General features: G+C 72.3%; 21 protein-coding genes and 1 pseudogene. 12 read left to right on the top strand and 10 right to left on the bottom strand.

Annotation, left to right across the window (positions count from 1 at the left end; genetic code table 11):
* Positions 1-81: 81 nt before the first annotated feature.
* Positions 82-567, top strand: coding sequence for a cytidine deaminase family protein (locus tag ACIOC1_RS01890; RefSeq protein ID WP_401851143.1), 486 nt, complete (start codon positions 82-84; stop codon positions 565-567).
* Here ACIOC1_RS01890 and ACIOC1_RS01885 read toward each other — a convergent pair.
* Positions 527-1,399: an MEDS domain-containing protein gene (locus tag ACIOC1_RS01885; RefSeq protein WP_401851141.1), complete on the bottom strand. Its 873-nt coding sequence runs from the start codon at positions 1,397-1,399 to the stop codon at positions 527-529. The two genes, ACIOC1_RS01890 and ACIOC1_RS01885, sit on opposite strands and share 41 nt — an antisense overlap.
* 442 nt (positions 1,400-1,841) lie before the next feature.
* Here ACIOC1_RS01885 and ACIOC1_RS01880 point away from each other — a divergent pair, with 442 nt between their 5' ends.
* The 10 genes from ACIOC1_RS01880 (at position 1,842) to ACIOC1_RS01835 (ending at position 14,089) form a co-directional block, all read left to right on the top strand.
* Positions 1,842-2,618: a response regulator transcription factor gene (locus tag ACIOC1_RS01880; RefSeq protein WP_355336754.1), complete on the top strand. Its 777-nt coding sequence runs from the start codon at positions 1,842-1,844 to the stop codon at positions 2,616-2,618.
* A 20-nt stretch (positions 2,619-2,638) separates the two neighbouring features.
* Entirely contained in the window at positions 2,639-4,279 is a 1,641-nt protein-coding gene (locus ACIOC1_RS01875; RefSeq protein ID WP_401851139.1) for a sensor histidine kinase, read from the top strand.
* 25 nt (positions 4,280-4,304) lie between these two features.
* Positions 4,305-5,822, top strand: a complete 1,518-nt coding sequence (locus ACIOC1_RS01870) for a glycosyltransferase (RefSeq protein WP_401851136.1) — start codon at positions 4,305-4,307, stop codon at positions 5,820-5,822.
* Positions 5,819-8,041, top strand: a complete 2,223-nt coding sequence (locus ACIOC1_RS01865; protein ID WP_401851134.1) for an ArnT family glycosyltransferase — start codon at positions 5,819-5,821, stop codon at positions 8,039-8,041. Before ACIOC1_RS01870 ends, ACIOC1_RS01865 begins: the two co-directional genes overlap by 4 nt.
* A gap of 251 nt (positions 8,042-8,292) precedes the next feature.
* Positions 8,293-8,985 carry a response regulator transcription factor gene (locus ACIOC1_RS01860; protein WP_355336540.1) on the top strand — a complete coding sequence of 231 codons (693 nt, stop codon included), beginning with the start codon at positions 8,293-8,295 and terminating at the stop codon, positions 8,983-8,985.
* Positions 8,982-10,229: a HAMP domain-containing sensor histidine kinase gene (locus ACIOC1_RS01855; protein ID WP_355336539.1), complete on the top strand. Its 1,248-nt coding sequence runs from the start codon at positions 8,982-8,984 to the stop codon at positions 10,227-10,229. Before ACIOC1_RS01860 ends, ACIOC1_RS01855 begins: the two co-directional genes overlap by 4 nt.
* Before the next feature lie 90 nt (positions 10,230-10,319).
* A complete protein-coding gene (locus ACIOC1_RS01850; protein WP_355336538.1) occupies positions 10,320-10,844 on the top strand; it encodes a hypothetical protein in 525 nt (174 codons plus the stop codon).
* Positions 10,837-11,907, top strand: a complete 1,071-nt coding sequence (locus ACIOC1_RS01845; RefSeq protein ID WP_401851131.1) for an efflux RND transporter periplasmic adaptor subunit — start codon at positions 10,837-10,839, stop codon at positions 11,905-11,907. Before ACIOC1_RS01850 ends, ACIOC1_RS01845 begins: the two co-directional genes overlap by 8 nt.
* Positions 11,908-12,011: 104 nt before the next feature.
* A complete protein-coding gene (locus tag ACIOC1_RS01840) occupies positions 12,012-12,863 on the top strand; it encodes an ABC transporter ATP-binding protein (RefSeq protein ID WP_401851963.1) in 852 nt (283 codons plus the stop codon).
* Complete coding sequence (locus ACIOC1_RS01835) at positions 12,860-14,089, top strand: FtsX-like permease family protein (protein WP_391042295.1); 1,230 nt, start codon at positions 12,860-12,862, stop codon at positions 14,087-14,089. Before ACIOC1_RS01840 ends, ACIOC1_RS01835 begins: the two co-directional genes overlap by 4 nt.
* A 58-nt stretch (positions 14,090-14,147) precedes the next feature.
* Here ACIOC1_RS01835 and ACIOC1_RS01830 read toward each other — a convergent pair whose 3' ends face one another.
* The 3 genes and pseudogenes from ACIOC1_RS01830 to ACIOC1_RS01820 all read right to left on the bottom strand — a co-directional run bounded on the left by ACIOC1_RS01830 (position 14,148) and on the right by ACIOC1_RS01820 (position 17,093).
* Positions 14,148-14,609: a PPOX class F420-dependent oxidoreductase gene (locus tag ACIOC1_RS01830; RefSeq protein WP_355336536.1), complete on the bottom strand. Its 462-nt coding sequence runs from the start codon at positions 14,607-14,609 to the stop codon at positions 14,148-14,150.
* 303 nt (positions 14,610-14,912) lie between these two features.
* A pseudogene (locus ACIOC1_RS01825) lies at positions 14,913-16,598 on the bottom strand (MDR family MFS transporter); the annotation flags it as partial.
* A 12-nt stretch (positions 16,599-16,610) separates the two neighbouring features.
* Positions 16,611-17,093 carry a MarR family winged helix-turn-helix transcriptional regulator gene (locus tag ACIOC1_RS01820; protein ID WP_355336535.1) on the bottom strand — a complete coding sequence of 161 codons (483 nt, stop codon included), beginning with the start codon at positions 17,091-17,093 and terminating at the stop codon, positions 16,611-16,613.
* A gap of 263 nt (positions 17,094-17,356) precedes the next feature.
* On the opposite strand from ACIOC1_RS01820, the gene ACIOC1_RS01815 reads away from it, so the two are divergent.
* Complete coding sequence (locus tag ACIOC1_RS01815) at positions 17,357-17,542, top strand: hypothetical protein (protein WP_355336534.1); 186 nt, start codon at positions 17,357-17,359, stop codon at positions 17,540-17,542.
* 199 nt (positions 17,543-17,741) lie between these two features.
* On the opposite strand, the gene ACIOC1_RS01810 is transcribed toward ACIOC1_RS01815, so the two are convergent.
* The 6 genes from ACIOC1_RS01810 to ACIOC1_RS01785 form a co-directional block, all read right to left on the bottom strand.
* Positions 17,742-18,590, bottom strand: a complete 849-nt coding sequence (locus ACIOC1_RS01810; RefSeq protein WP_401851128.1) for a hypothetical protein — start codon at positions 18,588-18,590, stop codon at positions 17,742-17,744.
* Between the two features lie 53 nt (positions 18,591-18,643).
* Entirely contained in the window at positions 18,644-19,486 is an 843-nt protein-coding gene (locus tag ACIOC1_RS01805; RefSeq protein ID WP_093712083.1) for an RNA polymerase sigma factor SigF, read from the bottom strand.
* Positions 19,487-19,653: 167 nt separating this feature from the next.
* Positions 19,654-20,475 carry a SigB/SigF/SigG family RNA polymerase sigma factor gene (locus ACIOC1_RS01800; protein WP_391042301.1) on the bottom strand — a complete coding sequence of 274 codons (822 nt, stop codon included), beginning with the start codon at positions 20,473-20,475 and terminating at the stop codon, positions 19,654-19,656.
* A 256-nt stretch (positions 20,476-20,731) separates the two neighbouring features.
* Positions 20,732-21,025 carry a Dabb family protein gene (locus tag ACIOC1_RS01795; protein WP_355336532.1) on the bottom strand — a complete coding sequence of 98 codons (294 nt, stop codon included), beginning with the start codon at positions 21,023-21,025 and terminating at the stop codon, positions 20,732-20,734.
* 83 nt (positions 21,026-21,108) lie between these two features.
* Complete coding sequence (locus ACIOC1_RS01790; protein ID WP_188284483.1) at positions 21,109-21,273, bottom strand: hypothetical protein; 165 nt, start codon at positions 21,271-21,273, stop codon at positions 21,109-21,111.
* A 252-nt stretch (positions 21,274-21,525) separates the two neighbouring features.
* Positions 21,526-23,526 (bottom strand): phospholipase C, encoded by a 2,001-nt coding sequence (locus ACIOC1_RS01785; RefSeq protein ID WP_401851125.1) that lies wholly within the window; start codon positions 23,524-23,526, stop codon positions 21,526-21,528.
* Positions 23,527-23,693: the final 167 nt, after the last annotated feature.

The following is a 23,693-nucleotide window of genomic DNA, read 5'->3' as shown; positions in this document are numbered from 1 at the left end:
TGGCGGAGCCGAACCCGGCGCGCCGCGCACCACCCGTAAAGCCCTCGCGTCCCGCCCGCCCGGGTCCGTAGCATCCGGCCCGTGCTGACGATCCCCAGTCGGGAACTGACCCCCGCCGACCACGAACTCATCGCGTACGCCCGCGCCATCGTCGACGAGAACACCGACGGCGACGGCGGCGTCCACACCATGGGCGCCGCCGTCCGTGACGCGGACGGACGCATGCACGGCGGCATCAACCTCTACCACTTCACCGGCGGGCCCTGCGCCGAACTCGTCGCCCTCGGCCACGCCCGAGCCTGCGGGGCGCGGCAGTTGACCACCATCGTGGCCGTCGGGAACCTCGGCCGCGGCCCCGTCGGCCCGTGCGGCCGCGACCGCCAGATCCTCTTCGACTACCACCCGTCCATCCGTGTCCTCCTGCCGACCCCGGACGGCGTCCGGAGCGCCCGCATCACCGACCTGATGCCCCTCGCCGCCCTCTGGACCCCGGACGAGGGCACCCAGCCCTACGACCCGGCGCTCTTCACCGACCCCGCGCCGGAGGATCCTCCACCTGGAAGGTGACCCCTTCTGCCTCGGCCGCGCCGCAGACGCGGAGCATGCGGTGTTGCGACGGGGTGCAGCGCACCGTCGTGCCCCGGGGGAGGCGGAGGGTGGTGCCGGCGCAGTGGGCATCGAGGAAGGAGAGCGGGGTGAGGTCGAGGAGGGCGGGCGGGGGGTCGCTGGTGAAGGCGGCGCGGAGGGTGAGGTCGAAGTGGAGGCGGGTGGCGAGGTCGGCGGTGCCGGTGAGGCGGAGGCAGGAGCCGGTGCGGTCGGCGTGGAGGGTGTCGAGGGAGGGCAGGACGGCGAGCGGGTGCAGGGCGGCGATACGTGAGAGCAGGGGTGCCGGGACGGCGCCGTGGTCGTACTTGCAGATCGCGGTGAAGCCGGTCCTGGCCGAGAAGGGCGTCAACTCCGCTTCGTAGGAGGAGAGTTCGGACTCGGGGAGGCCGGAGTGCGCGGCGGCGGCCCACGTCATGTCGCCGACCACCCGCATGCCGGTGAAGCCGCGCCGCCGCGCGGTGCTGGTGCCCGCCGCCCAGAAGGCCGTACGGACCGCCGGGTCGAAGGCGCCGGACGCGGGGTCGTAGCCGGGGGCTTCGGAGGAGAGCGCCAACTGCCCGGTGCGCGCGCAGCGTTCGGCGGGGACGCCGTGCGCGGAGAGATGGGCGAGGGCGTCAGGACCGGCGGTGTCCCCGCCGGTGAAGATCATGACGCGCTCACCGAGGGCGAGGCCCGCGACGGTGAAGGCGGCGCGCACCGCCCACCGGTCGTCGTCGCCGTGGATTCCGAGGCAGGCGTGGTCACCGGGGCCCATACGGTCGACCGCGACCGCCCGCGGTATCGCCTCGGCCACCGACGTACACCCGGCCCCGCTCCCGTCATGGCCGCCTGCCGCGACCGACCGGTCGCGCTCCGCGCCCACGGGGTCACCGCGGCCACCCCCGCCGCCCGCCATGCCACCTCCCATGGACCGAACGTACGCCGCCCGCACCAACCTTTCGGCCCGCGCATCGCATATCGGCCGCCGATGACGAAAAGTGCCCAGGAAGATGCCCAGAACGACCGCCGAACCGTCCGCCTCCGACCGTTCACCCCTTGATCGTTCTCCGCGCCGGAGTCGGCACCCGGTCCCGCGCGGCACCCGCCGCCGTACGGCCCGCCGTGCGCAACTCCGTACGCACCGCTGCGCGCACCGCCGCAAACAACCCTCACCCCGATTCTCAGACGATTCACAGAATCGGCCAAGGCTCCTCTCATAGCGCGCGCACAGGGTGAACACCATGCCTTCCACATCGATGAGCACCGCCACCGCAGCCCCCGCGACCGCGCACGCGGCCACCACCGCCACCGCCACCGACCTCGCGCGCCCCGACGGCTCGCCGGTGCGCGTCCTCGTCGTCGACGACGAGGCGCCGCTCGCCGACCTGCTGTCGATGGCGCTGCGCTACGAGGGCTGGCAGGTACGCACCGAGGCCGACGGCGCGGGCGCGCTGCGGGCGGCCCGCGAGACCCGGCCCGACGCGGTCGTGCTCGATGTGATGCTGCCGGACATGGACGGCCTGGAGGTGCTGGCGAAGCTGCGCCGCGACACCCCGGACGTCCCCGTGCTGTTCCTGACCGCGAAGGACGCGGTCGAGGACCGGATCGCCGGGCTCACCGCGGGCGGCGACGACTACGTCACCAAGCCGTTCAGCCTGGAGGAGGTGGTGGCCAGGCTCCGCGGCCTGCTGCGCCGCTCGGGCGCCGCCGCCGTACGCAACGAGTCGCTGCTGGTCGTCGGCGACCTCGTACTGAACGAGGACAGCCACGAGGTCAGCCGCGGCGGCGACAACGTCCACCTCACCGCGACCGAGTTCGAGCTGCTGCGGTACCTGATGCGCAATCCGCGCCGGGTGCTGAGCAAGGCGCAGATCCTCGACCGCGTGTGGTCGTACGACTTCGGCGGTCAGGCCAACGTCGTGGAGCTGTACATCAGTTACCTGCGCCGCAAGCTCGACGCCGGCCGCGCGCCGATGATCCACACCCGGCGCGGCGCGGGCTACCTGATCAAGCCCGGCGAGCCCGCCGCCTGACGACCCCGGAAGCCGAGACGATGCCCCACGCCTCCCCGCCCCCTACTCCCCACGCCTCCCCGCCCCCCACTCCGCGCGCCGACCCGAAGCCCAACTCCCGTACCCGCAAGCGCCCCTGGTCCCGCCCCTGGTCCCTGCGCCGCAGGCTCGTCGCGTCCTGCGTGGCGCTCGTCGCCGTCGTGTGCGCGGTCATCGGCGCGGTCACCATATTCGCGCTGCACGACTTCCTGTACGGGCAGCTCGACGGCAAGGTGCAGGACGTGGCGGTACGGGCGGCGGGGCCGCACGGCGGCCCCGGGGACGGCCCGGAGGCCAACCGGGCGGCACGGCTTCCGCAGAGTCCGCTCACCGAGCGGCCGTTCGGATTCCTGGCGGGCGGCGGCCAGCCCGGCGAGACCGTCGGGGCGATCGTCGGCGCGAACGGCACGGTCACGCGGGCCGCGGTCAGCGCGACACCGTCCGGCGGCGGCCTGCTCGAAGCGGACCCGCTCACCGCGCGGCAGACCGCCGCCTTCGCCTCCGTACCGAGGGACGGCAAGGCCCACACCCTCAGCGTCCCCGGCCTCGGCACGTACCGCGTCGCGTCGGCGCAGCAGTCCTCGGACGGCAGCACCGTACTGGTCGGCCTGTCCACCAGCGGGATCGAGGACACCCTCAACACCCTGATCTGGGTGGAGTTCTCGGTCGCCGCCGCCGGTCTCGTCGCGGCGGGCCTCGCGGGCGCGGCGCTGATGCGGATCGCCCTGCAACCACTGCGCCGGGTCGCCGCGACCGCCACCCGCGTGTCCGAACTCCCGCTGCACAGCGGCGAGGTGGCGCTGCACGAACGCGTTCCCGACTCCGACACCGACCCGCGGACCGAGGTCGGCCAGGTCGGCGCGGCGCTCAACCGCATGCTGGGGCACGTGGGTTCGGCCCTGCACGCGCGGCAGGAGAGCGAGACACGGGTCAGACAGTTCGTCGCGGACGCCAGCCACGAGCTGCGTACGCCACTGGCCTCGATCCGCGGCTACGCCGAACTCACCCGCCGGGGAAGGGAACCCGTCGGCCCCGACACCCGGCACGCGCTCGGCCGGATCGAGTCCGAGGCCGGACGGATGACGACCCTCGTCGAGGATCTGCTGCTGCTGGCCAGACTGGACGCGGGCCGCCCGCTCAGCTTCGCCGAGACCGACCTGTCCCCGCTGGTCGTGGACGCGGTCAGCGACGCCCGCGCGGCGGGCCGCGACCACATCTGGCGGCTCGACCTGCCCGACGACCCGGCGACCGTGCACGGCGACGCGCAGCGCCTCCACCAGGTGCTGACCAATCTGCTGGCCAACGCCCGCACCCACACCCCGGCCGGTACGACGGTCACCGCCCGCGTCGTACGCGACGGGCCCGGCGTCCTGCTCCAGGTCCAGGACGATGGCCCCGGCATCCCCGCCGACCTGCGACGCCATGTCTTCGAGCGGTTCGCGCGCGGCGACGCCTCCCGTACCCGGACGGCCGCCGCCGCGCGGTCCGGCAGTACGGGGCTCGGCCTGGCGATCGTGCGCTCGGTGGTCACCGCGCACGGCGGCGAGGTGTCCGTGGACAGCGTGCCCGGGCGTACGGTCTTCACCGTCCGGCTGCGCGCCGCACACTCACAGCCGCCGCTCAGGCTCGCCACAACGTCGTGACAGCGCGCCCGCCGAGGGTCGGATCATGCGAACCCAACTCGGCAACCTGCCCGCCCGGCAGCACCTGCCGGCCGCGGGCACAGCTCCGGAACACCCGGCCGGGCCCGGTGCCCAGGCGGCCCCGGTCCTCGACGTCGTCATCCCCGTGTACAACGAGGAGAACGACCTGGAGCCCTGCGTCCGCCGCCTGCACGCGCATCTGTCGGGCACCTTCCCCTACCCCTTCCGGATCACCGTCGCCGACAACGCCAGTACGGACCTGACGTCCGCGGTGGCGAAGGCGCTGGCCGCGGAACTCCCCGAGGTCGAGTCCTTCAGGCTTGAACAGAAGGGCCGCGGAAGGGCGTTGAGGACGGTGTGGTCCGCCTCCGACGCGCCCGTGCTGGCGTACATGGACGTGGATCTGTCCACCGACCTCAACGCGCTGCTCCCGCTGGTCGCGCCGCTGATCTCCGGCCACTCCGACCTGGCGATCGGCTCGCGGCTCGCCCGCTCCTCGCGGGTGGTGCGCGGCGCGAAGCGGGAGTTCATCTCCCGCGCCTACAACCTGATACTGCGCGGCTCGCTGGCCGCGCGCTTCTCCGACGCGCAGTGCGGATTCAAGGCCATCAGGGGCGATGTCGCCCAGCGGCTGCTGCCGATGGTCGAGGACACCGGCTGGTTCTTCGACACCGAGATGCTGGTGCTCGCCGAACGCGCGGGCCTGCGCATCCACGAGGTGCCGGTCGACTGGGTCGACGACCCGGACAGCAGCGTCGACCTCGTCCGCACCGCCACCGACGACCTGCGCGGCGTCTGGCGGGTCGGCCGGGCCCTGGCCACCGGGCAGTTGGCGCTCGACCGGCTGCGGCGGCCCTTCGGGGACGACCCGCGCGACCGCGAACTCACCGGCGTGCCCGCCGGGTTGGCGCGGCAGCTCGTCGGCTTCTGCGTCGTCGGGGTGCTCAGCACGCTGGTCTACCTGGCGCTCTTCTCGCTCTTCCGGCTCGGCACCGGCTCCCAAGTGGCCAACGCCTTGGCGCTGTTGCTCTCCGCCTTCGGCAACACCGCCGCCAACCGGCGGCTGACCTTCGGCGTACGCGGGCGCGACCAGGCCGTACGCCACCAGGCGCAGGGCCTCGTCGTCTTCGCCATCGGCCTCGCCTTGACCAGCGGTTCACTGGCCGCCCTGCACGCGGCGACCGCCCACCCGGACCACGGCACGGAGCTGGCCGTCCTGATCGCGGCGAACCTCGCGGCGACGGTGCTCAGATTCCTGCTCTTCCGGGCGTGGGTCTTCCCCGAGGGTGCGACCGGCGGCTCGGCTTTCCGCGAGGGCGCGACCGGCGGCTCGGCTTTCCGCGAGGGCGCGACCGGCGGCGCGGCCTTCCGCGACGGTGAGACGGTCACGGCGGCCTGCCGCGACGGTGAGACGGTCACGGCGGCCTGCCGCGACGGTGAGACGGTCACGGGGGCCGGCCCCGTCTCGTACGAGGCCCGGTCCGCCGACCTCCCGGCCCACGAAACCCCTTCCCCCCGCGACGACTTGAGGAGGGCGCGATGAGCGCGCCGGGCAACACCACAGTGGACACGGACGTGTTCGGGCATCCGGTCGCGGAACCGGCGCCGCGACCAGCGGGGCACCGGGGAGGGCTCGCGCGGCGGACCTGGCGGGGCCGGGCGGAGGACGCCGCCTGGGTGCGCCCCGCGTTCTTCGCGCTGCTGCTCGGCACCCTGGTCCTCTACCTGTGGAATCTGAGCGCCGCCGGATACGCCAACTCCTTCTACTCCGCGGCCGTCCAGGCCGGGAGCCAGAGCTGGAAGGCGTTCTTCTTCGGCTCCTCCGACGCCGCGAATTCCATCACCGTCGACAAGCCGCCCGCCGCGCTGTGGCCGATGGCCCTGTCGGTGCGGCTGTTCGGCCTCGGCTCCTGGCAGATCCTCGTGCCGGAGGCGCTGATGGGCGTCGCCACGGTCGGCGTGCTGTACGCGGCCGTACGCCGCCGGTTCAGCGCGGGCGCGGGCCTGATCGCGGGCGCCGTCCTGGCGCTCACCCCCGTCGCGGCGCTGATGTTCCGCTTCAACAACCCCGACGCGCTGCTGGCGTTGCTGATGGTCGTCGCCGTCTACGGCGTGCTGCGCGCGCTGGAGGACGCCCGGACGAAGTGGCTGCTGATCGCGGGCGTCGCGCTCGGCTTCGCCTTCCTCACCAAGACCCTCCAGGCGTGGCTGATCGTGCCGCCGCTCGCGTTGGTCTACGCGGTCTGCGCGCCGACGACGCCGCGCCGCCGTATCGGCCAACTCCTCGCCGCGGGCGGTGCGATGGTGGTGTCCGGCGGCTGGTGGGTGACGATCGTCGAGTTGTGGCCGACGTCGTCCCGCCCGTACATCGGCGGCTCGCAGGACAACAGCTTCCTGTCGCTGACCTTCGGCTACAACGGCTTCGGCCGCATCACCGGCAACGAGACCGGCAGCGTCGGCGGAGGCGGCGGGGGCCGCGGTGGCGGCGGTGGCGGTGGCGGGATGTGGGGCGAGACCGGCATCGGGCGGCTCTTCAACTCCGAGATGGGCGGCCAGATCGCCTGGCTGCTGCCCGCGGCCTTCGTCCTGCTCGCCGCGGGACTGTGGCTGACCTGGCGCGCCAAGCGCACCGACACCGTCCGCGCGGCGTTCCTGGTGTGGGGCGGCGCGCTGCTGATCACCTTCGCGACCTTCAGCTTCATGTCCGGGATCTTCCACCAGTACTACAACATCGCCCTCGCCCCCTACATCGCCGCCGTCGTCGGCATGGGCACGGCACTGCTGTGGGCCCGGCGCACGCACATCGCCGCCGCGGCCGTGCTCGCCGTGACCGTCGCGGGCACCGGCGTGTGGTCGTACGTACTCCTCGACCGTTCCTCCGACTGGCTCCCGTGGCTGCGCGGCGCGGTCCTGATCGGCGGATTCGTCGCCGCCGCGGGGCTGCTCGCGGGTGCGATGCCCGGGGTACGGGTCGCCGCCCGGCTCGGCGTGATCGCCGCGTTCGTCGGCGTCGCCGCGGCGCTCGGCGGGCCCGTCGCGTACACCCTCAACACCGTGAACACCGGCCACTCCGGCTCCATCGTGACCGCGGGGCCCGCCGTCCAGGGCGGCATGGGCGGCTTCGGCGGCGGCGGACGTCCCGGCGGCGGTGGCGGTGGCCGCGGCGGCATGCCGCCCGGCATGGGCGGCGGCCCCACCAACGGCCAGGGCCAGGGCCAAGGTCAGGGGCAGGGCATGCCCGGCGGCCAGAACGGGCAGACCGGCCAGGGCGGCCCCTTCGGCGGCGGCCAGAACGGCCAGACCGGTCAGAACGGGCAGACCATGCCCGGCACCGGCCGCACCGGCCAGGACGGCGCCCCGGGCGGCAACGGCGGCAACGGCGGCGGCATGGGCGGCCTGCTCAATGGCACCCAGGTCGGCTCCGCCATGAAGAAGCTGCTCCTCGCCGATTCCGGCGACTACACCTGGGTCGCCGCCGCGATCGGCTCCCAGAATCAGGCCAGCTACCAGCTCGCCACCGGAAAGCCGGTGATGTCCATCGGCGGCTTCAACGGCAGCGACCCCTCGCCCACCCTCGCCCAGTTCCAGAAGTACGTGGCCGCGGGGAAGATCCACTACTTCCTCGGCGGCGGCCAGGGCGGCGGCGGTGGCATGGGCGGCAGCGGTACCGCGTCCGCCATCACCACCTGGGTCGAGGCCCACTACACGGCCAAGACCGTGGGCGGCACGACGGTCTACGACCTGACCGCGCCCACGTCCTGACGCTCTCGTCCCCCGACCGCGCCGCGGCGGCGCCCCGCACACCCGGGGGCGCCGCCGCGGCGCATTCCTTTACGGCTTCGCAATCCACCCCATGTTTAGCTGAATCCGGCGCGACGGTTGCGACGGCCACGACGTACCCCCACGCACGCCGTACGCCCCACGCACGCCGTACGCCCCACGCATGCCGTACGCGGCACGCGTGAGCGCGCCAGGACGTACGGAACAGCGGAACAGGCGGAAGCGAGGAAGCCATGCGGGTGCTCATCGTCGAGGACGAGGTGTTCCTGGCCGAAGCGATCCAGACCGGCCTGCGCCGGGAGAGCATCGCGGCCGACGTGGTGCACGACGGCGACACCGCCCTCGAACACGTCGCGGTCAACGACTACGACGTGGTCGTCCTCGACCGCGATGTCCCCGGCACGCACGGGGACGACGTCTGCGCGCGGATCGTCGCCGACCACCCCCGTACCCGTGTGCTGATGCTCACGGCGGCGCGGACCCTCGACGACAAGGTCACCGGCTTCGAGCGGGGGGCGGACGACTACGTCGCGAAGCCGTTCGACTTCCCCGAGCTGGTCCTGCGGCTGCGCGCCCTGGAGCGGCGCAATCAGCCCGCCGCGCCCCCGTCCCTGGAGGCGGCCGGGGTCGGCCTCGACCCGTACCGCCGCGAGGTGAGCAGGAACGGACGGCAGGTACGGCTCAGCCGCAAGGAATTCGCCGTCCTCGAACTGCTCATGCGGGCCGGCGGCGGTGTGCTCAGCGCCGAGCGGCTGCTGGAGAAGGCGTGGGACATGAACGCCGACCCGTTCACGAACACCATCCGCGTGACCATCTCCAACCTCCGCAAGAAGCTCGGCAAGCCGTGGGTGATCCAGACCGTCCCCGGCAGCGGCTACCGCTTCGGCGCCCCCGTACCCGACGCGACCGACCGGGACCGGCCGTGACCGACAGGACGTCCCCCCTCGGCATGCTGTCCTGGCGCCCGCGGATGACGATGCGCGCCCGCCTGACCCTCACCTACGCGACCCTTCTGACGGCCACCGGCGCGCTGATGCTGGGCACCGTGTACGTCTTCATGCGGTACGTGCCGACGTACGCGATCCTGCCGTCAAAACTGGAGGAGGGCATGTCCGTGCCGGGGGTGAAGGTCGTCCCGTCGCCGGTCAGCCCCACCAACGGTGACGCCGACACGGCCTCGGCCCTGCACCTGAGCAGCGCCTCCGACATCCTCAACACGCTGCTGATCGTCTCGGCCGTCGTGCTCGTCGTCCTCGCGGTGATCGGCGCGGTGATCGGCTGGGTCGTCGCGGGCCGGGTGCTGCGCCCGCTGGCGGCGATCAACTCGGCCGCGAAGCTCGCCGCGACGGGCGCGCTCGACCACCGCATCGGCATGCGCGGCCCCGGGGACGAGGTGCACGACCTCGCGGACACCTTCGACGACATGCTCGAAAAGCTCGACAGCTCCTTCCAGGCGCACCGCAGGTTCGCGGCCAACGCCTCCCACGAGCTGCGGACGCCCCTGGCGGCCAACCAGACGATGCTGGAGGTCGCGCTGGCCGACCGCGAGCCCGACCCCGAGGTCGGCTACCCCGAACTGCGCGAGGTCGCCGAGCGCGTCTACCGGACCAACCGGCGCAACATCGAGACCGTCGACTCGCTGCTGACCCTCGCCGAGATCGGCGCGCGCGGCGTCCGCCGGGACGGCCTCGACCTCGCCCGGATCGCGGCGGACGCGCTGCGCGACCTGCACGACGAACTCGACGCCTCGGGCGTCCGGGCCGGCCTCGACCTCCGCCCCGCCGCGGCCGTCGGCGATCCCGTGCTCCTGCACCGGGCGGTCGCCAATCTCCTCCAGAACGCGGTGCGGCACAACGTGGCGGGCGGCTCGCTCCAGGTGCGTACGGGACCGGCCCCGGAAGGCGGCGCCGAGGTGCGCGTGGTCAACACCGGACCCGTGGTGCCGGAAGGCACCGTCGCCTCCCTCACCGAGCCCTTCGTGCGCGGCACGGGACGTACGGCCGGGCGGTCTGAGGGGCGCGCCGGCGGGCAGCGGCATCACGGCCTCGGGCTGGCGATCGTCGCCGCCGTCGCCGACGTGCACGACGCGGCGCTCGGCATCGCCGCGAACCCCGGCGGCGGGCTCACCGTGACCTTCGCGCTGCCCGCGCGCGGTGTCATCAAAAGCTAAAAGAATCCCTTGACTCCCTCGCAACCGCGCGATCGATGGACTGTCCGGGACGAGCGGCACCACGGGGTGCCGCGCCGAAAGGACGACACCATGTTCCTTACGAAGCAGCGCCGGCGCCTGCTCGGGTCCGTGGCCGCGGTACCGCTGACGATCGTGCTCCTCGGGGCCTGCGGCGGCGGCACCGACGGCGGCGGCACGGCTGACACCGGCAAGCCCACCGCCAAGGCGAAGAGCTTCGAGGACTGGCAGCTCGCCTTCTCCACGTGCATGCGCGACGAGGGCATCGACTTCCCCGACCCGGGCAAGGGCGGCCTCGCCGTCACCGAGTCGCAGGACGCCTCGGAGATGGCCGCGCTGGAGAAGGCCAGTACGAAGTGCCGCGGGACGCTCGGCGACCCGCCGCCCGTACCCGGCATGGAGAACAAGACGGACGAGCAGTTGCAGGAGGACGCGCTCAAGAGCGCCAAGTGCTTCCGCGACAACGGCGTGGACGTCCCCGACCCCGGCAAGGGCGTCATCGGCCTGACCGTCCCGCAGGACGCGCCCAAGGACGTGGTCGCCAAGTGCGCGAGCGGCGGCAACGCGGACATGGGGGGCGTGCGCCCCAATGGCTAGGAAACGCTTCGCCGTGACCGGCGCCGCCCTCGCGGTCGTCCTCCTGCTCGGGGGCGGCGGCGCCGCCGGGATCTACGCGTACGGCAGTGACCGCTCGCCCGCGACCGCCAAGGAGACCCCGCACGTCGAGACCGCGCCGGTCGAGCGCGGCACGCTCACCGGTACGACCAAGAACTCCGGCACCCTCGCCTTCGCCGTCGCGCGCGACATCGCGGGCGGCCTGGACGGCGTGGTCACCCAACTGCCCGCCACCGGCACGCGGATCAGGCTCGGCCAGCGGCTCTTCGCGGTCGACAACGTGCCGGTGTTCCTCTTCCGCGGGCCGCTTCCCGCCTGGCGCGCCTTCCGCGCCGGGATGGACGACGGGCCCGACGTCAGGCAGTTGGAGCGCTGCCTCGCCAAGCTCGGGTACTTCGGCCTCGCACCCGACGAGAAGTTCACCGCGCGCACCGCGGAGGCGGTCCGCGCCTGGCAGAAGGCCACGGGCCAGCGCCGTACCGGCACCGTCGAACTCGGCCGCGTCGTCTTCGTGCCGGGGGACGTACGCGTCGCCGCCGTGAAGGTGTCCGTCGGCGACCGGCTCGGCGCGGGCGCGCCGGTCCTCGGCATCACGGGACTCGACAAGAAGGTGGACGTCGACCTCAAGCTCGCCGATCAGCAACTGGCCGTCGTGGGCGGCAAGGTGACCATCGACCTGCCCTCGGGCACGTCCACGAAGGGCACGATCACCGGTGTCGGGGTGCCCACGGAGAAGGAGGGCGGCACCGGCAAGGCCGTGGTGATCCCCGTCGTCGTCTCGCTGGCCGACCCCGCCGCGGTGGGCGCGCTCCAGCAGGCGACGGTGACCGTCAACTTCCCATCGGCGACGCGCGAGCACGTGCTGTCCGTACCCGTCGGCGCCCTCCAGGCCCTCGACGGCGACCGGTTCGGGGTCGAGGTCGTCGGACCCGACGGCAGGACCACGCGCGTCCCCGTGAGGACCGGCCTGTTCGCGGGCGGCCGGGTGGAGATCTCCGGCGACGGCGTCGCCGAGGGTCAGAGGGTCGTGGTGCCGGGACTGTGAGCGACACCAGGGAACTCAGCGGCGGCCGCGACGAGTTCGGCGGCGGCGACAGCGGCGACAGCGGCGACAGCGGTGACAGCGGTGACAGCGGTGACAGCGTTGGCATCGTCGTACTGCGCGATGTCGAGCGCGGTTACGGCGAGCCTCCGGTACTCGCGTGCGCGGGAGTGAGCCTGACCGTTCGGAAAGGCGAACTGGTCGCGCTCGTCGGCCCCAGCGGCTCCGGCAAATCGACCCTCCTCAACCTGATCGGGACCCTCGACCGGCCCACCGCGGGCTCGGTCGCCATCGAAGGGGTGGATGTGAACGACCTCTCCGACCGTGCCCTGTCCGCCTTGCGCGCGCACCGGATCGGCTTCGTGTTCCAGCAGTTCCACCTGGCCGACGGCGTCACCGCGCTCGACAACGTGGCCGACGGGCTGCTCTATTCGGGCGTCCCCCGCTCCGAGCGGCGCGAGCGCGCGCGGGCCGTCCTCGACCGCGTCGGGCTCGCCCACCGCCACGACCACAAGTCGAACCAGCTCTCCGGCGGCGAGCGGCAGCGCGTCGCCATTGCACGCGCCGTGGTCGGCGACCCGCCGCTGCTCCTCGCGGACGAGCCGACCGGCAACCTCGACTCGGCCTCCGGCGCGGGGGTCGTCGAGCTCCTGCACGAGATCAACGCCCAGGGCACCACCGTCCTGGTCATCACCCACGACGCCGAGCTGGCCGCCCGCCTGCCCCGCCGGATCGCCATCCGCGACGGACGAGTCCTGTCGGACTCGGGCCCGGCCGGGGCGTCCACAGCGCCCCGGCCTGCCGGAGCGGCCGAAGCTGCTGGAGAGGCCGGACCTGCCGGACCTGTCGGGGCGGCCGGAGCGGCCGGTGGTGCGGGAGCCGGTGGGGACAGCGGGCCCTCCGGGGGAGTGGCGCGAGGGGCGTCCTCTGTCGCCTCCGGCGAAAGGGCGTCGGCGTGAGCGCCCAGGCCACGGCGGCGGCCTCTCCACCGCGTCCGGGCCGGAGGCCGCCCCGCTCGCGCCTGCTCGGCCGCGACCTGCTGCGACTCGGCACGGTCGGGCTGCGCACCCGTCCCGCCCGCGCGCTCCTCTCGGCGCTGGGCATCGCGATCGGCATCGCCGCCATGATCGCCGTCGTCGGCATCTCCGCGTCGAGCCAGGCGAAGCTCAACGCCCAACTCGCCAAGCTCGGTACGAATCTGCTGACCGCGCAGGCGGGCAAGAGCCTCTTCGGGCAGGACACGAAGCTGCCGCAGGACACGATCGCGAAGGTCGGCCTCCTGGACGGCGTCGAGAGCACCAGCGGCTACGGCGACCTCAGCGTCCCGGTGTACCGCAGCCACTTGTCCGACAAGGACGCCACCGGCGGCATCACCGCCCGCGCGGCCGACCTCCGCCTGATCGGCACCGTGGGCGCCAGACTCGCGGCCGGATCGTGGCTCAACGCCGCCACCGCGAAGTTCCCCGCCGTCGTCCTCGGCTCGAAGACCGCCGAGCGGCTGGGAGTTGTCTCCCCCGGCTCCCAAGTGTGGCTGGGCGACCGGTACTTCACCGTGGTCGGCATCCTCGAAGCGGTGCCGCTCGCCCCGGAGCTGGACACCTCCGCACTGGTCGGCACCCCCGTCGCGCGCTCGCAGTTCGGCTACGACGGCAGCCCGACCGTGGTGTACGAGCGCTCGGCGGACGCGGCCGTGGACTCCGTACGCTCCCGCCTCGGCCGTACGGTCAACCCGCAGGCGCCCGACGAGGTCACCGTGTCCAGGCCCTCCGACGCGCTCGCCGCGAAGAACGCCGCCGACCAGGCGTTCACCGGGCTGCTCGTCGGGCTCGGCTCCGTGGCCCTCCTCGTCGGCGGCATCGGCGTGGCCAACACGATGATCATCTCCGTGCTGGAACGCCGCCGCGAGATCGGGCTGCGCCGCGCGCTGGGCGCCACCCGCCGCCATATCCGGGCGCAGTTCCTCGCGGAGGCCCTGCTGCTCTCGGCGCTCGGCGGCGTCCTCGGCTCGGCCCTCGGCGTCGCGGTGACGGCGGGCTTCGCCGTCATCAAGGGCTGGCCGCTGTCGGTGCCGCCGGTGACCCTGCTGATCGCGGTCGGCGCGACCTTGTTCATCGGCGCGGTGGCCGGGCTCTACCCGGCGATCCGCGCCGCCCGCACCCACCCGACCGCCGCCCTGAGCGGCTGAGGGCAACGACCGCTCAGGGCGCGGGAGTCGGAACCCCCGACGGGACGGGGAGTGCGCGCTACGCCAGCCGGGCCGGGAAGCCGCCGGTGGCGATGGGGCCCCACCGCTCCGGGGTGACGCGGATCAGGGACTTGCCCTGCCGCACCATCGCGGAGCGGTACTCGTCCCAGTCGGGGTGCTCGCCCGAGATGTTGCGGAAGTACTCGACCAGCGGCTCGACGGACTCGGGGCTGTCGATGACCTCGGCGGTGCCGTCGACCTGCACCCAGGGGCCGTTCCACTCGTCGGAGAGGATCACGAGCGAGGCGCGCGGATCGCGGCGGGCGTTGCGCGTCTTGGCCCGCTCGGGGTAGGTCGACACGACGATCCGGCCGGAGTCGTCGACCCCGCAGGTGAGCGGGGACGCCTGCGGGCGGCCGTCGGAACGGGTGGTGAGCAGGATCGCGCGGTGCCGCGGGCGCACGAACTCCAGCAGCTCATCCAGCGTGACGGACGTATTCGTGGCGATGTTGGGAGCCATGCCAGCACCCTACGTCGGGCACCCGCGGATGCGGCCGCAGGCGCCTGCGGCCATACGCCGAAACGGCGTCCGACGAGAGGGGGCGGGCCGCCGTGCCGTGACATCGGCTCCGGCGGCACGCCCTTCGTGCTGGGTCCCGGTGGACGGCCTCGGCCGTCCCCTGCTCCGGCCGTCCTCCGGGACCCGGTCCCGTCCGCCGCCCTGGACCTCTCCGCTGTGGGAACAGGACAGTCGGCCGGGAGTTCCTGCGGGCCGGGTGACCGGCCCTCCCGGTTACCGGGTCTGGTCGCCCGACCGGTCCCGGACGGCTTCCGCCTCGGGCGTACCCGTCTGGGTGGCGGCGATGTCCGCCGCGCCTGTCTCGGCCGCCGCCAGCTCCGCGACGGCGACTTCCGCCGCCCGGCCCGTACCCGCCTCAGCCTGCTGCAAACCGCTGCGGGTGCGCAGGGCGGTCTCCTTGACGAAGATCACCAGCAGGAAGGAGAGCAGGGCGAAGGGCGCGGCGTACAGGAAGACGTCGCCGATGCCGTGGCCGTACGCGCTCTCCACGATCCCCCTGACGGGGGCGGGCAGTTGCTCGACGTCCGGGATGCCGCCGCCGGTCCCGGCGCCGGTGATGTGGTGGTCGGCGAGGCCCGTGGTGACGAAGTGCGTGACGCGGTTGCCGAGCACCGCGCCGAGCGCGGTGACGCCGACCGCGCCGCCCAGCGAGCGGAAGAAGGTGACCAGGGAGCTGGCCGAGCCGAGGTCCGCGACGGAGACCTGGTTCTGCACGGCGAGCACCAGATTCTGCATCATCATGCCGACGCCGAGGCCCAACAGGGCCATGTAGACGGCGACTTCCCAGTACGGGGTGTCGTTGCGGATCAGGCCGAGGGTCGCGGAGCCCGCGGTGAGCAGGACCGCGCCGGAGACCAGGAACGCCTTCCAGCGGCCGGTGCGGGTGATGATCTGGCCGGAGACGGTCGAGGCGATGAACAGGCCGCCGATCAGCGGGATCGTCATGATGCCGGACATCGTCGGGGTCTTGCCGCGGGCGAGCTGGAAGTACTGGCTCAGGAAGACCGTGCCGGCGAACATCGCGATACCGACGAAGAGGCTCGCGATCGAGGTGAGGGTGATCGTCTTGTTGCGGAACAGCCGCAGCGGGACGATCGGTTCGGCCGCGCGGGTCTCGGTGTAGACGAACAGCGCGCCGAGCACGAGGGACAGCGGCACCATCACGTAGCTCTGCCAGGACACCCACGCGTAGCTCTCACCGGCGAGCGAGATCCACACCATGAGCAGCGAGACGGCCGCGGTGATCAGGAAGGCGCCGGTCCAGTCGATCCGCACCTTCCGCTTGACCACCGGCAGGTGCAGCGTCTTCTGGAGCACGACCAGCGCGGCGACGGCGAACGGCACACCGACGTAGAAGCACCAGCGCCAGCCGAGCGTGGAGTCGACGATGACACCGCCGATCAGCGGGCCGCCGACGGTCGCGATGGCGAAGGTCGCGCCGAGGTAGCCGCTGTAACGGCCGCGCTCCCGGGGCGAGATCATCGCGGCCATGATCACCTGCGACAGCGCGGACAGACCGCCCGCGCCGACGCCCTGGACCAGGCGGCAGGCGATCAGCATGCCGGGGTTGGTGGAGAAGCCGGCCACGATCGAGCCGACCACGTAGATCACCAGCGAGAGCTGGATCAGCAGCTTCTTGCTGAACAGGTCGGAGAGCTTGCCCCAGATCGGGGTGGTCGCGGTGACCGCGAGAAGCGAGGCGGTGACCACCCAGGTGTACGCGCTCTGCCCGCCGCCGATGTCGGCGAGTATGCGGGGCAGGGCGTTGGAGACGATCGTGGACGACAGGATCGCCACGAACAGGCCGAGCAGCAGCCCGGACAGCGCCTCCATGATCTGCCGGTGCGACATGGGCGCGGATTCCTGGCCGCCGTGGCCCGGTTCCGGTGCCTGCCCGTCCCGCTTGCCGGCCTGGGTTGTTGTTGCCATCTTCAGTCCTCTTCAGCCCGTCTGGGCGCGCGATATGTGGTGGGCGCCGCCGCGCGAGGCGGCGGAGCGGCAGTCGCCGAAGCTGTCACGCAGCCGGGCGAGCAGTTCGGAGAGCCGGGCCACGTCGGCGTCCGGCCAGTCGGCCAGATGGTCGGCGACCACGGCGGCGGCCCGGTCGGACGAGGACCGCAGTGTCCGCGTGCCGTGTTCGGTGAGCCGCAGCAGCCGTGAGCGGCGGTCCAGCGGGTCGGGGGCCCGGTCGATCCAGCCGCGCTCGACGCCGAAGGCGACATGACGGCTCGTCACGGACATGTCGACGTCGAGGAGTTCGGCGAGCCTGCTCATCCGCAGCTCGCCGTGGCGGTCGAGGGCGCCGAGCACCATGACCGCCGTGAGCGGGGTCTCGGGCGGCAGCCCCCGGGCGATCTCGCGGCTGACGACGAAGGTGGTGCGGAGCTGGTGTGCGAGTTCCACGCACTGCTCGCGGTCCGCCATGCGACGGTCACCTGTCCTTCCGCTGCGGGAGCTGCCTGTGAGTCCGCTGTGATCTTTGGTTGCCTGAAGCAACTGTAAAGTAGTTGGTTGTGCCAGACAAATTCTTTGCCCGGAATCGCGGCAAAGATTCAGCAAAGGAAACGCCTGTATCCGCCCAAGAGGTACGTGTCCGGGTTGCCTGAACGGCTCGGGCCGGAGGCCGTGTGGCCGCCGGGCGGGCCGGGGGTGCGGGCCCTTCCGTCGAGACGCTAGGGTCAGGCGGCATGTCGAACCCTGAGAACAACTACGACCCGGCCGGCAACACCCAGATGTTCCGTGCCTTCGTCGACGAGCAGCCGCCCGCCGCCGAGGTGCAGCGGGCGCAGGGCCGCAGCAAGGTCGGCCTCGTGATCGGTGTGATCGTGGCGGTGGCCGTGGTCATCGGAGTGGTCGCGCTCGCGATGCGCTGACCGCCCGGCCTGCCCGTCCCTACGCAGCAGGATGTGCCAACGGGGGCATATCGCCACGGATGTCCGTGGACAGGTCGGCAGGCAGGTCGGTGGGCAGGTCCGTGGACGGGTCTTGACGGGTCCGTTGTCGGGCTGTCCTTGGGTCCACGGGCGGATCGGGGGACAGGCCGGGACCGGGTCGGAGCCAGGACGGCGCCGGTCAGGACAGCGTGACGTCCCTGGTCTCGATGTGCATGCCCAGCGGCACCCGCCAGGCGTCCACGCACAGGTCCCAGGAGGCGGTGCGCGACGCCCCGCCCGCCAGCGGCACCGGCACGGGCTTCGCCGTCTCCACGGTCGCCCAGTCGATGCCGAGCCCGCCGATGATGTGGGTGCCGAAGGTGACCGTGCCCGCCGTCACCGGCAGACCCCCGGCGTTGGTGAAGGTGACGGCGACCTTCTCGCACCAGCGGTCCGCGTCCGCCGTACGCGTGGGCGCGCTCACGGTCAGCCGCGCGGCCGTCGGCGGCGCCGTCGTGGCCCCACCGGACCCGCCGCCCGAGCCCGTACCGCCCGAGCCCGTACCGCCCGGTCCCGTGCCCCCTGAACCCGTGCCGCCTGAACTCGTACCCCCTGAACCCGTGCCGCCGCCCGTAGCCGAGCCCGGTCCCGTACCGGAGTCCGTGCCGCCGCCCGCTTGGGCCGTCGAGCCGCTGGCCGGTCCGCCGGGGGTCGTGGGGGTCCCGTGGGGCGAGGAGGGTGTCCGGGGCGCTCCGGAGGAGGGTGTACGCGGCCCCGTGCCGGTGTCCGTGCCCGAGGGTGTACGGGACGGCTTCGCGGCGCCGGGGGCCGGGCCGTCGAGCGGGACCAGGACCACGTCGCCGTCCGGGGGGACGTCGGGAGCGCTCGGGGAGGGGCCGACGCCGCCGATCGCGACATGGCCGGTGGTGCCGCCGCCCGCGCAGCCGGTGGCCATGACGAGCAGGCCCAGCGCGGCGAGCGCCGGAGCCGTGGTGCGCAGCAGTGCTTGGGTCTTCCTCAACGCGACGTACGAGACCAACGCGACCATCACGTCAGTTTACTGACGGGGTGTCAGGTCGTCACCACCCCGTCAGTGCCACCTCATGCCTCTGCGGTGAGGCCGTCACGGAGCTGTGCGAGGGTGCGGGTGAGCAGCCGGGAGACGTGCATCTGGGAGATGCCGACCTCCTCGCCGATCTGCGACTGCGTCATGTTCGCGAAGAACCGCAGCATGATGATCTGCCGTTCGCGCGGCGGCAGTTGGGCCAGCAGCGGCTTGAGCGACTCGCGGTACTCGACGCCTTCGAGCGCGGTGTCCTCGTAGCCGAGGCGGTCCGCGAGGGTGCCCTCGCCGCCGTCGTCCTCGGGCGGCGGGGAGTCCAGCGAGCTGGCGGTGTACGCGTTGCCCACCGCGAGGCCGTCGACGACGTCCTCCTCCGACACCCCGAGGCAGACCGCCAGTTCGGCGACCGTCGGCGACCTGTCCAGCTTCTGGGAGAGGTCGTCGCTGGCCTTGGTGAGCGCCAGCCGCAGTTCCTGGAGGCGGCGCGGGACCCGGACCGACCAGGAGGTGTCGCGGAAGAATCGCTTCACCTCACCGACGATCGTCGGCATCGCGAAGGTCGGGAACTCCACCCCGCGCTCGCAGTCGAAGCGGTCGATCGCCTTGATCAGGCCGATCGTGCCGACCTGGACGATGTCCTCCATCGGCTCGTTCCGACTGCGGAAGCGAGCGGCTGCGTACCGCACGAGTGGCAGATTCAGCTCGATGAGCGTGTCACGTACATAGGTGCGTTCCGGGCTGTCCACCGGCAGTTCCGCGAGGCGCAGGAACAGCGATCGGGACAGCGTGCGGGTGTCGATGGCCTCGCCGTGAAGAGCATCGTGCGGTGCGGTCGCCGTGTCGGGCTTGAGCACCTTGGGACTGCCCACCTGTACGGACATGCCACCCCCTTGAGGTCGCGGACGGGTGTCGCGAGCGACGGTTGTTCCTCCACTGGAATACCGGAGGCCGGCTCGCGACAAACGCGGTACCCGCAGAATGTCACATGTCGGCAACACGCTGTAGCGCCATGTCGACATATCCGTGCAGGTGACTTAATCCTCTTCAGCTACGCTTCGAGCTGGTTTGCGGACCTCAGCCGCGCGAAGCTCCGGGACAGCAGACGGGACACGTGCATCTGCGAAACCCCCAGTTCCGCACTGATCTGGGACTGCGTCAGGTTGCCGAAGTAGCGGAGCAACAGGATTCGCCGCTCCCGCTCGGGAAGCTGGACCAGAAGATGGCGGACGAGGTCGCGGTGCTCGACCCCGGACAGCGCCGGGTCCTCGTAGCCGAGCCGGTCGAGCAGCCCCGGCGCCCCGTCGCCCTCCTGCGCCGCCTCCAGTGAGGTCGCGTGGTAGGCGCGGCCCGCCTCCAGGCACGCCAGCACCTCCTCCTCGGCGAGCTTGAGCCGCTCGGCGATCTCGGCCGTCGTCGGCGACCTGCCGTGCAGCACGGTCAGGTCCTCGATCGCGCCGCTCACCTGGACCCACAGCTCGTGCAGGCGGCGCGGCACGTGCACGGTCCGCACGTTGTCCCTGAAGTAACGTTTGATCTCGCCGACGACGGTCGGCATCGCGAAGGTCGGGAACTGCACGCCGCGCTCCGGGTCGAACCGGTCGATCGCGTTGATCAGGCCGATCGTGCCGACCTGGACCACGTCCTCCATCGGTTCGTTGCGGCTCCTGAAGCGGGCCGCCGCGTAGCGCACCAGCGGCAGATTCACCTCGATCAGCGCGGCCCGCACCCGTGCGTGCTCGGGGGTGCCGGGCTCCAGCTTGGTGATCTGCTCGAAGAGCACCTGGGTGAGCGCTCTCGCGTCCGCCGCGTTGGCACTGGGCGTACGGGTTCTGCCTCGGGGATACGTTGTTGACGCCGTATGGGCCGACACCGGCACACCACACCCCTTATCGGTCCACTCATCCGGCAAAAGCGGTCATAGCATCACAATTCATGTCCGCTTTGTGCAAGCACCGCATATTGCCGTGTTGTACGAACCGGCGGCCCGGAAGTCCCCCGTCCGGCGGTGTGAATCCGGAGCGAAGGGTGCGCGGAGGTGGCGCGCGAGGGGGCTCAAAGGGCGCGAAAACGCCCCCCACCGGTCGGCGGGGGGCGCGCGAACGCTCGTCGTGCGCTCGGCCGGGGGGTCAGATCTCCAGGTCCGCGATCACCCAGGTGGCGAACTCCGACCAGAGCGCGACGGCCGCCCGGTGCTCCGGGTGTTCGAGATACGCCGTCAGCGCCGCCGCGTCCGCGACGGTGGAATTGATGGCGAAGTCGTAGGCGATCGGGCGGTCCGTGATGTTCCAGCCGCACTCCCAGGAGAGCGTTTCGGGCACCTTCTCGCCGAGCTCGGCGAAGGCCCGCGCGCCCGCCTGGACACGTGGTTCGTCCTGCCGCACGCCCTCGTTGAGCCTGAACAGGACCAGATGCCGGATCATGGGACTCCCTCGCCGCCGGCATGCCGCCGCGTGCCGCTGGGTACTGGTGGTGCGCCGCCGGAACGGCCGGGACGGCCCGCCGGTCAGTTGGCCAGGTCGTGCATGAACTTCCCGATGCTCTTCGCGGCGTTCGATATGCCCTGGAAGCCTACCTGGACGAGATCAGCGGCTCGGGCCGGCTGATTGATGATCGTGTAGAGGATGAAGATCACCAGTACGTACATGGTGATCTTCTTCGCCTGCGCCATGCGCCTTTGCCCTCCCCAGCCCGCAGCCCGCACCGACGGTCACAAGTGTGCAATCACGGAAGTCTATCCATCAGATGGCGTAATCAGACGGCCTGTTGTCCCAATCATCCTCTTAGAAGATGAAGGTCGGGCTCGGGTTTGCGGCAGGTCCGGAGCGTGGGGTCGGCCTGTCGGCACCGCTTGCCGCCGCTTGCCGCGGCTTACCGCCCCTTGACCTCGCTTTGCCGTCGCTTTGTTTCCGGCCGCCCGCCGTCACGTCCTGCGGCGCCGGAGCAGCAGCAGCCATGTGCCGCCCGCCGCCGCCAGCAGCACCACCAGGGCGGACCCGCCGGCGATCTCCGTGCCGGTCAGCCGGGCGCCCGGCCCCGAGGCGGCGGGCGCGCCCGTACCCGGTCCCGCCGTCGTGGCGTCCGCGGCCGACGCCGTACCCCTGCTCGTACCGCTGCTGGTACCGCTGCTCGTACCCGTGGTCGTACCCCTGCTCGTACCGCTGCTGGTACCCGTGGTCGTACCGCTCGCCGTACCGCCCGACGCGCCTTCCGGGAGCGGGGTCCGGCGGCCGGGCGCCACCCGTACCGGCACGGTCTTCGCGACCGAGCCGTCCGCGTTCAGCAGCACCGCGCGCTGCTGGGGCCGGGCGAAGTCGAACATCGGGTCGAGCGGGTGCGCGGTCGCGTCGAAGGAGCCGTCGCCGATCCGGCCCGTACCCCAGTTGTCCTCGATGAAGCGCAGGACGGACGACTGGGTGGTCAGCGCGTGCTCGACGTGATCGCGCCGGGTGTAAGGGGACACGACCAGCAGCGGCAGCCGGGGTCCCGGACCGCAGCGGTCGAGGTAGCCGCCTGCCGCGGGCGGGCCGTCGGCGCACATCGCGGTGTCCGCGCCCGCGTCGGTGGAGCCGTTGGTGATCGCGGCGGCGACCTGGTCGTACCAGCCGTCGGAGTCGTCGTACGCCACTATCACCGCCGTGCTCGCCCACTGCGGCGACCGCTGGACCGCGTTGATCTCGCGGACCAGGAAGTGCTGCTCGTCCAGCGGGTCGGAGTAGCCCGCGTGCCCGTCCTGGTACTCGGCCGCCTTCAGGAACGACACCGCGGGCAGATTCCCGGCCGCGAGCGCCGTGTCGAAGTCGGTCAGGTCGTACTGGTGGTTGGCCCGGTCCTGGCGGCCGATCATCGCGGCGGACGTCGGCGGCAGGTGGTGCGGATTCGCCGTCGACTCGTAGTACTGGAACGGCTCGTGGTGCGGCGAGTAGTCCACCGACGCGTTGCCGCCGACATTGGCGTGGGTCGCGCCGCAGACCGCCGTGCCGCCCGGCGAGGACGTCGGCGCGAAGCCGCCCTGGAACCAGCCCCAGCTCACGCCCTTGTCGTTGAGCAGGTCCCCGACGTTGCGGCCGCGCATCGCGGTGAGCTGGCCGCTCGCGGTGTGGTTGTTGTCCGAGCAGTCGTCGTACGCCGGGTCCGGGTCGGTGACGACCGTGCCGACCCCGGTCGTCGGGTCGGGGCTGCGTACGGTCGTGGACCGCTCCACCGGGACCTGCTCGCCGGTCTTCGGGTCGATCGAGACGCCGCCGTGCGTCTGCCCGGAGACCAGGCCGAGCGCGCCGGGCGTGGAGGGGCCGAAGACGTCGCCGAAGCTGTTGTCGCCCAGCGTGTAGTTCTGGGCGTAGTTCCACAGCGCGGTGACGGTGTTCCCGTCGAAGTAGTCCATCGTCAGGCCCGGACTCCCGTACAGGCCCGAGCACTTGTCGCTGCTCGTGTGCTGCACGAATTGGTCCATCGCGCCGCCGTCGTACGCCTGCTGCTCGGGCGTGTAGCTGTGGTTCTGGTCGCAGGTGAGCGCCTGCGACGGGCTCAGGCGGCGCGGCTGGTACTGGTTCGGGTTGTGCGTCAGCAGCCGGGAGCCGTCGCTGAGCAGATTCACCGGGGCCGGGGTGCCGGGGGCGGCCGTGAAGCGCGTGCCGTCGGTGTTCGCGGCCTGCGGATACGTACCGAAGTAGTGGTCGAAGGAGACGTTCTCGTCGAAGATGACCACGACGTGTTTGACCGGCGTGGCGGTCGCGGCCTCGGGTCCCGGAGCGCCGGATGCCCCGGACGCCCCCGGCGCCACGGCCAGCACGGCGGCGGCGGTCAGGGCCGTCGCGGCCAGCGCGATCCGCCCGCGGTGCGCGTGTCCGCGGTGCGCGTACCCCTGGTGTGCGTGTCTGCGCCGGACCCCCCCTCGGCTCCTCGTCCACTCAGCCAGGTCCATGCTCCCGATCCCACCTTCGCTCTCGTGCCGCCCACACCAGACATATCAGGACACACCGACCGGCGCGCCGCCTTCGCCGATCCGCCCTTCGGTGAACGCGACCCCGACTCCGTACGAACGTACGGAGTCCGCCCCCCAAGGGGAACGCCCCCCGCGCGACGAGATCA

It is taken from the genome of Streptomyces sp. NPDC088197, assembly GCF_044741185.1.
Lineage (GTDB): Bacteria > Actinomycetota > Actinomycetes > Streptomycetales > Streptomycetaceae > Actinacidiphila.
Note: the sequence above shows the minus strand (reverse complement) of the source record. Positions and strands in the feature narration are given on the sequence as shown.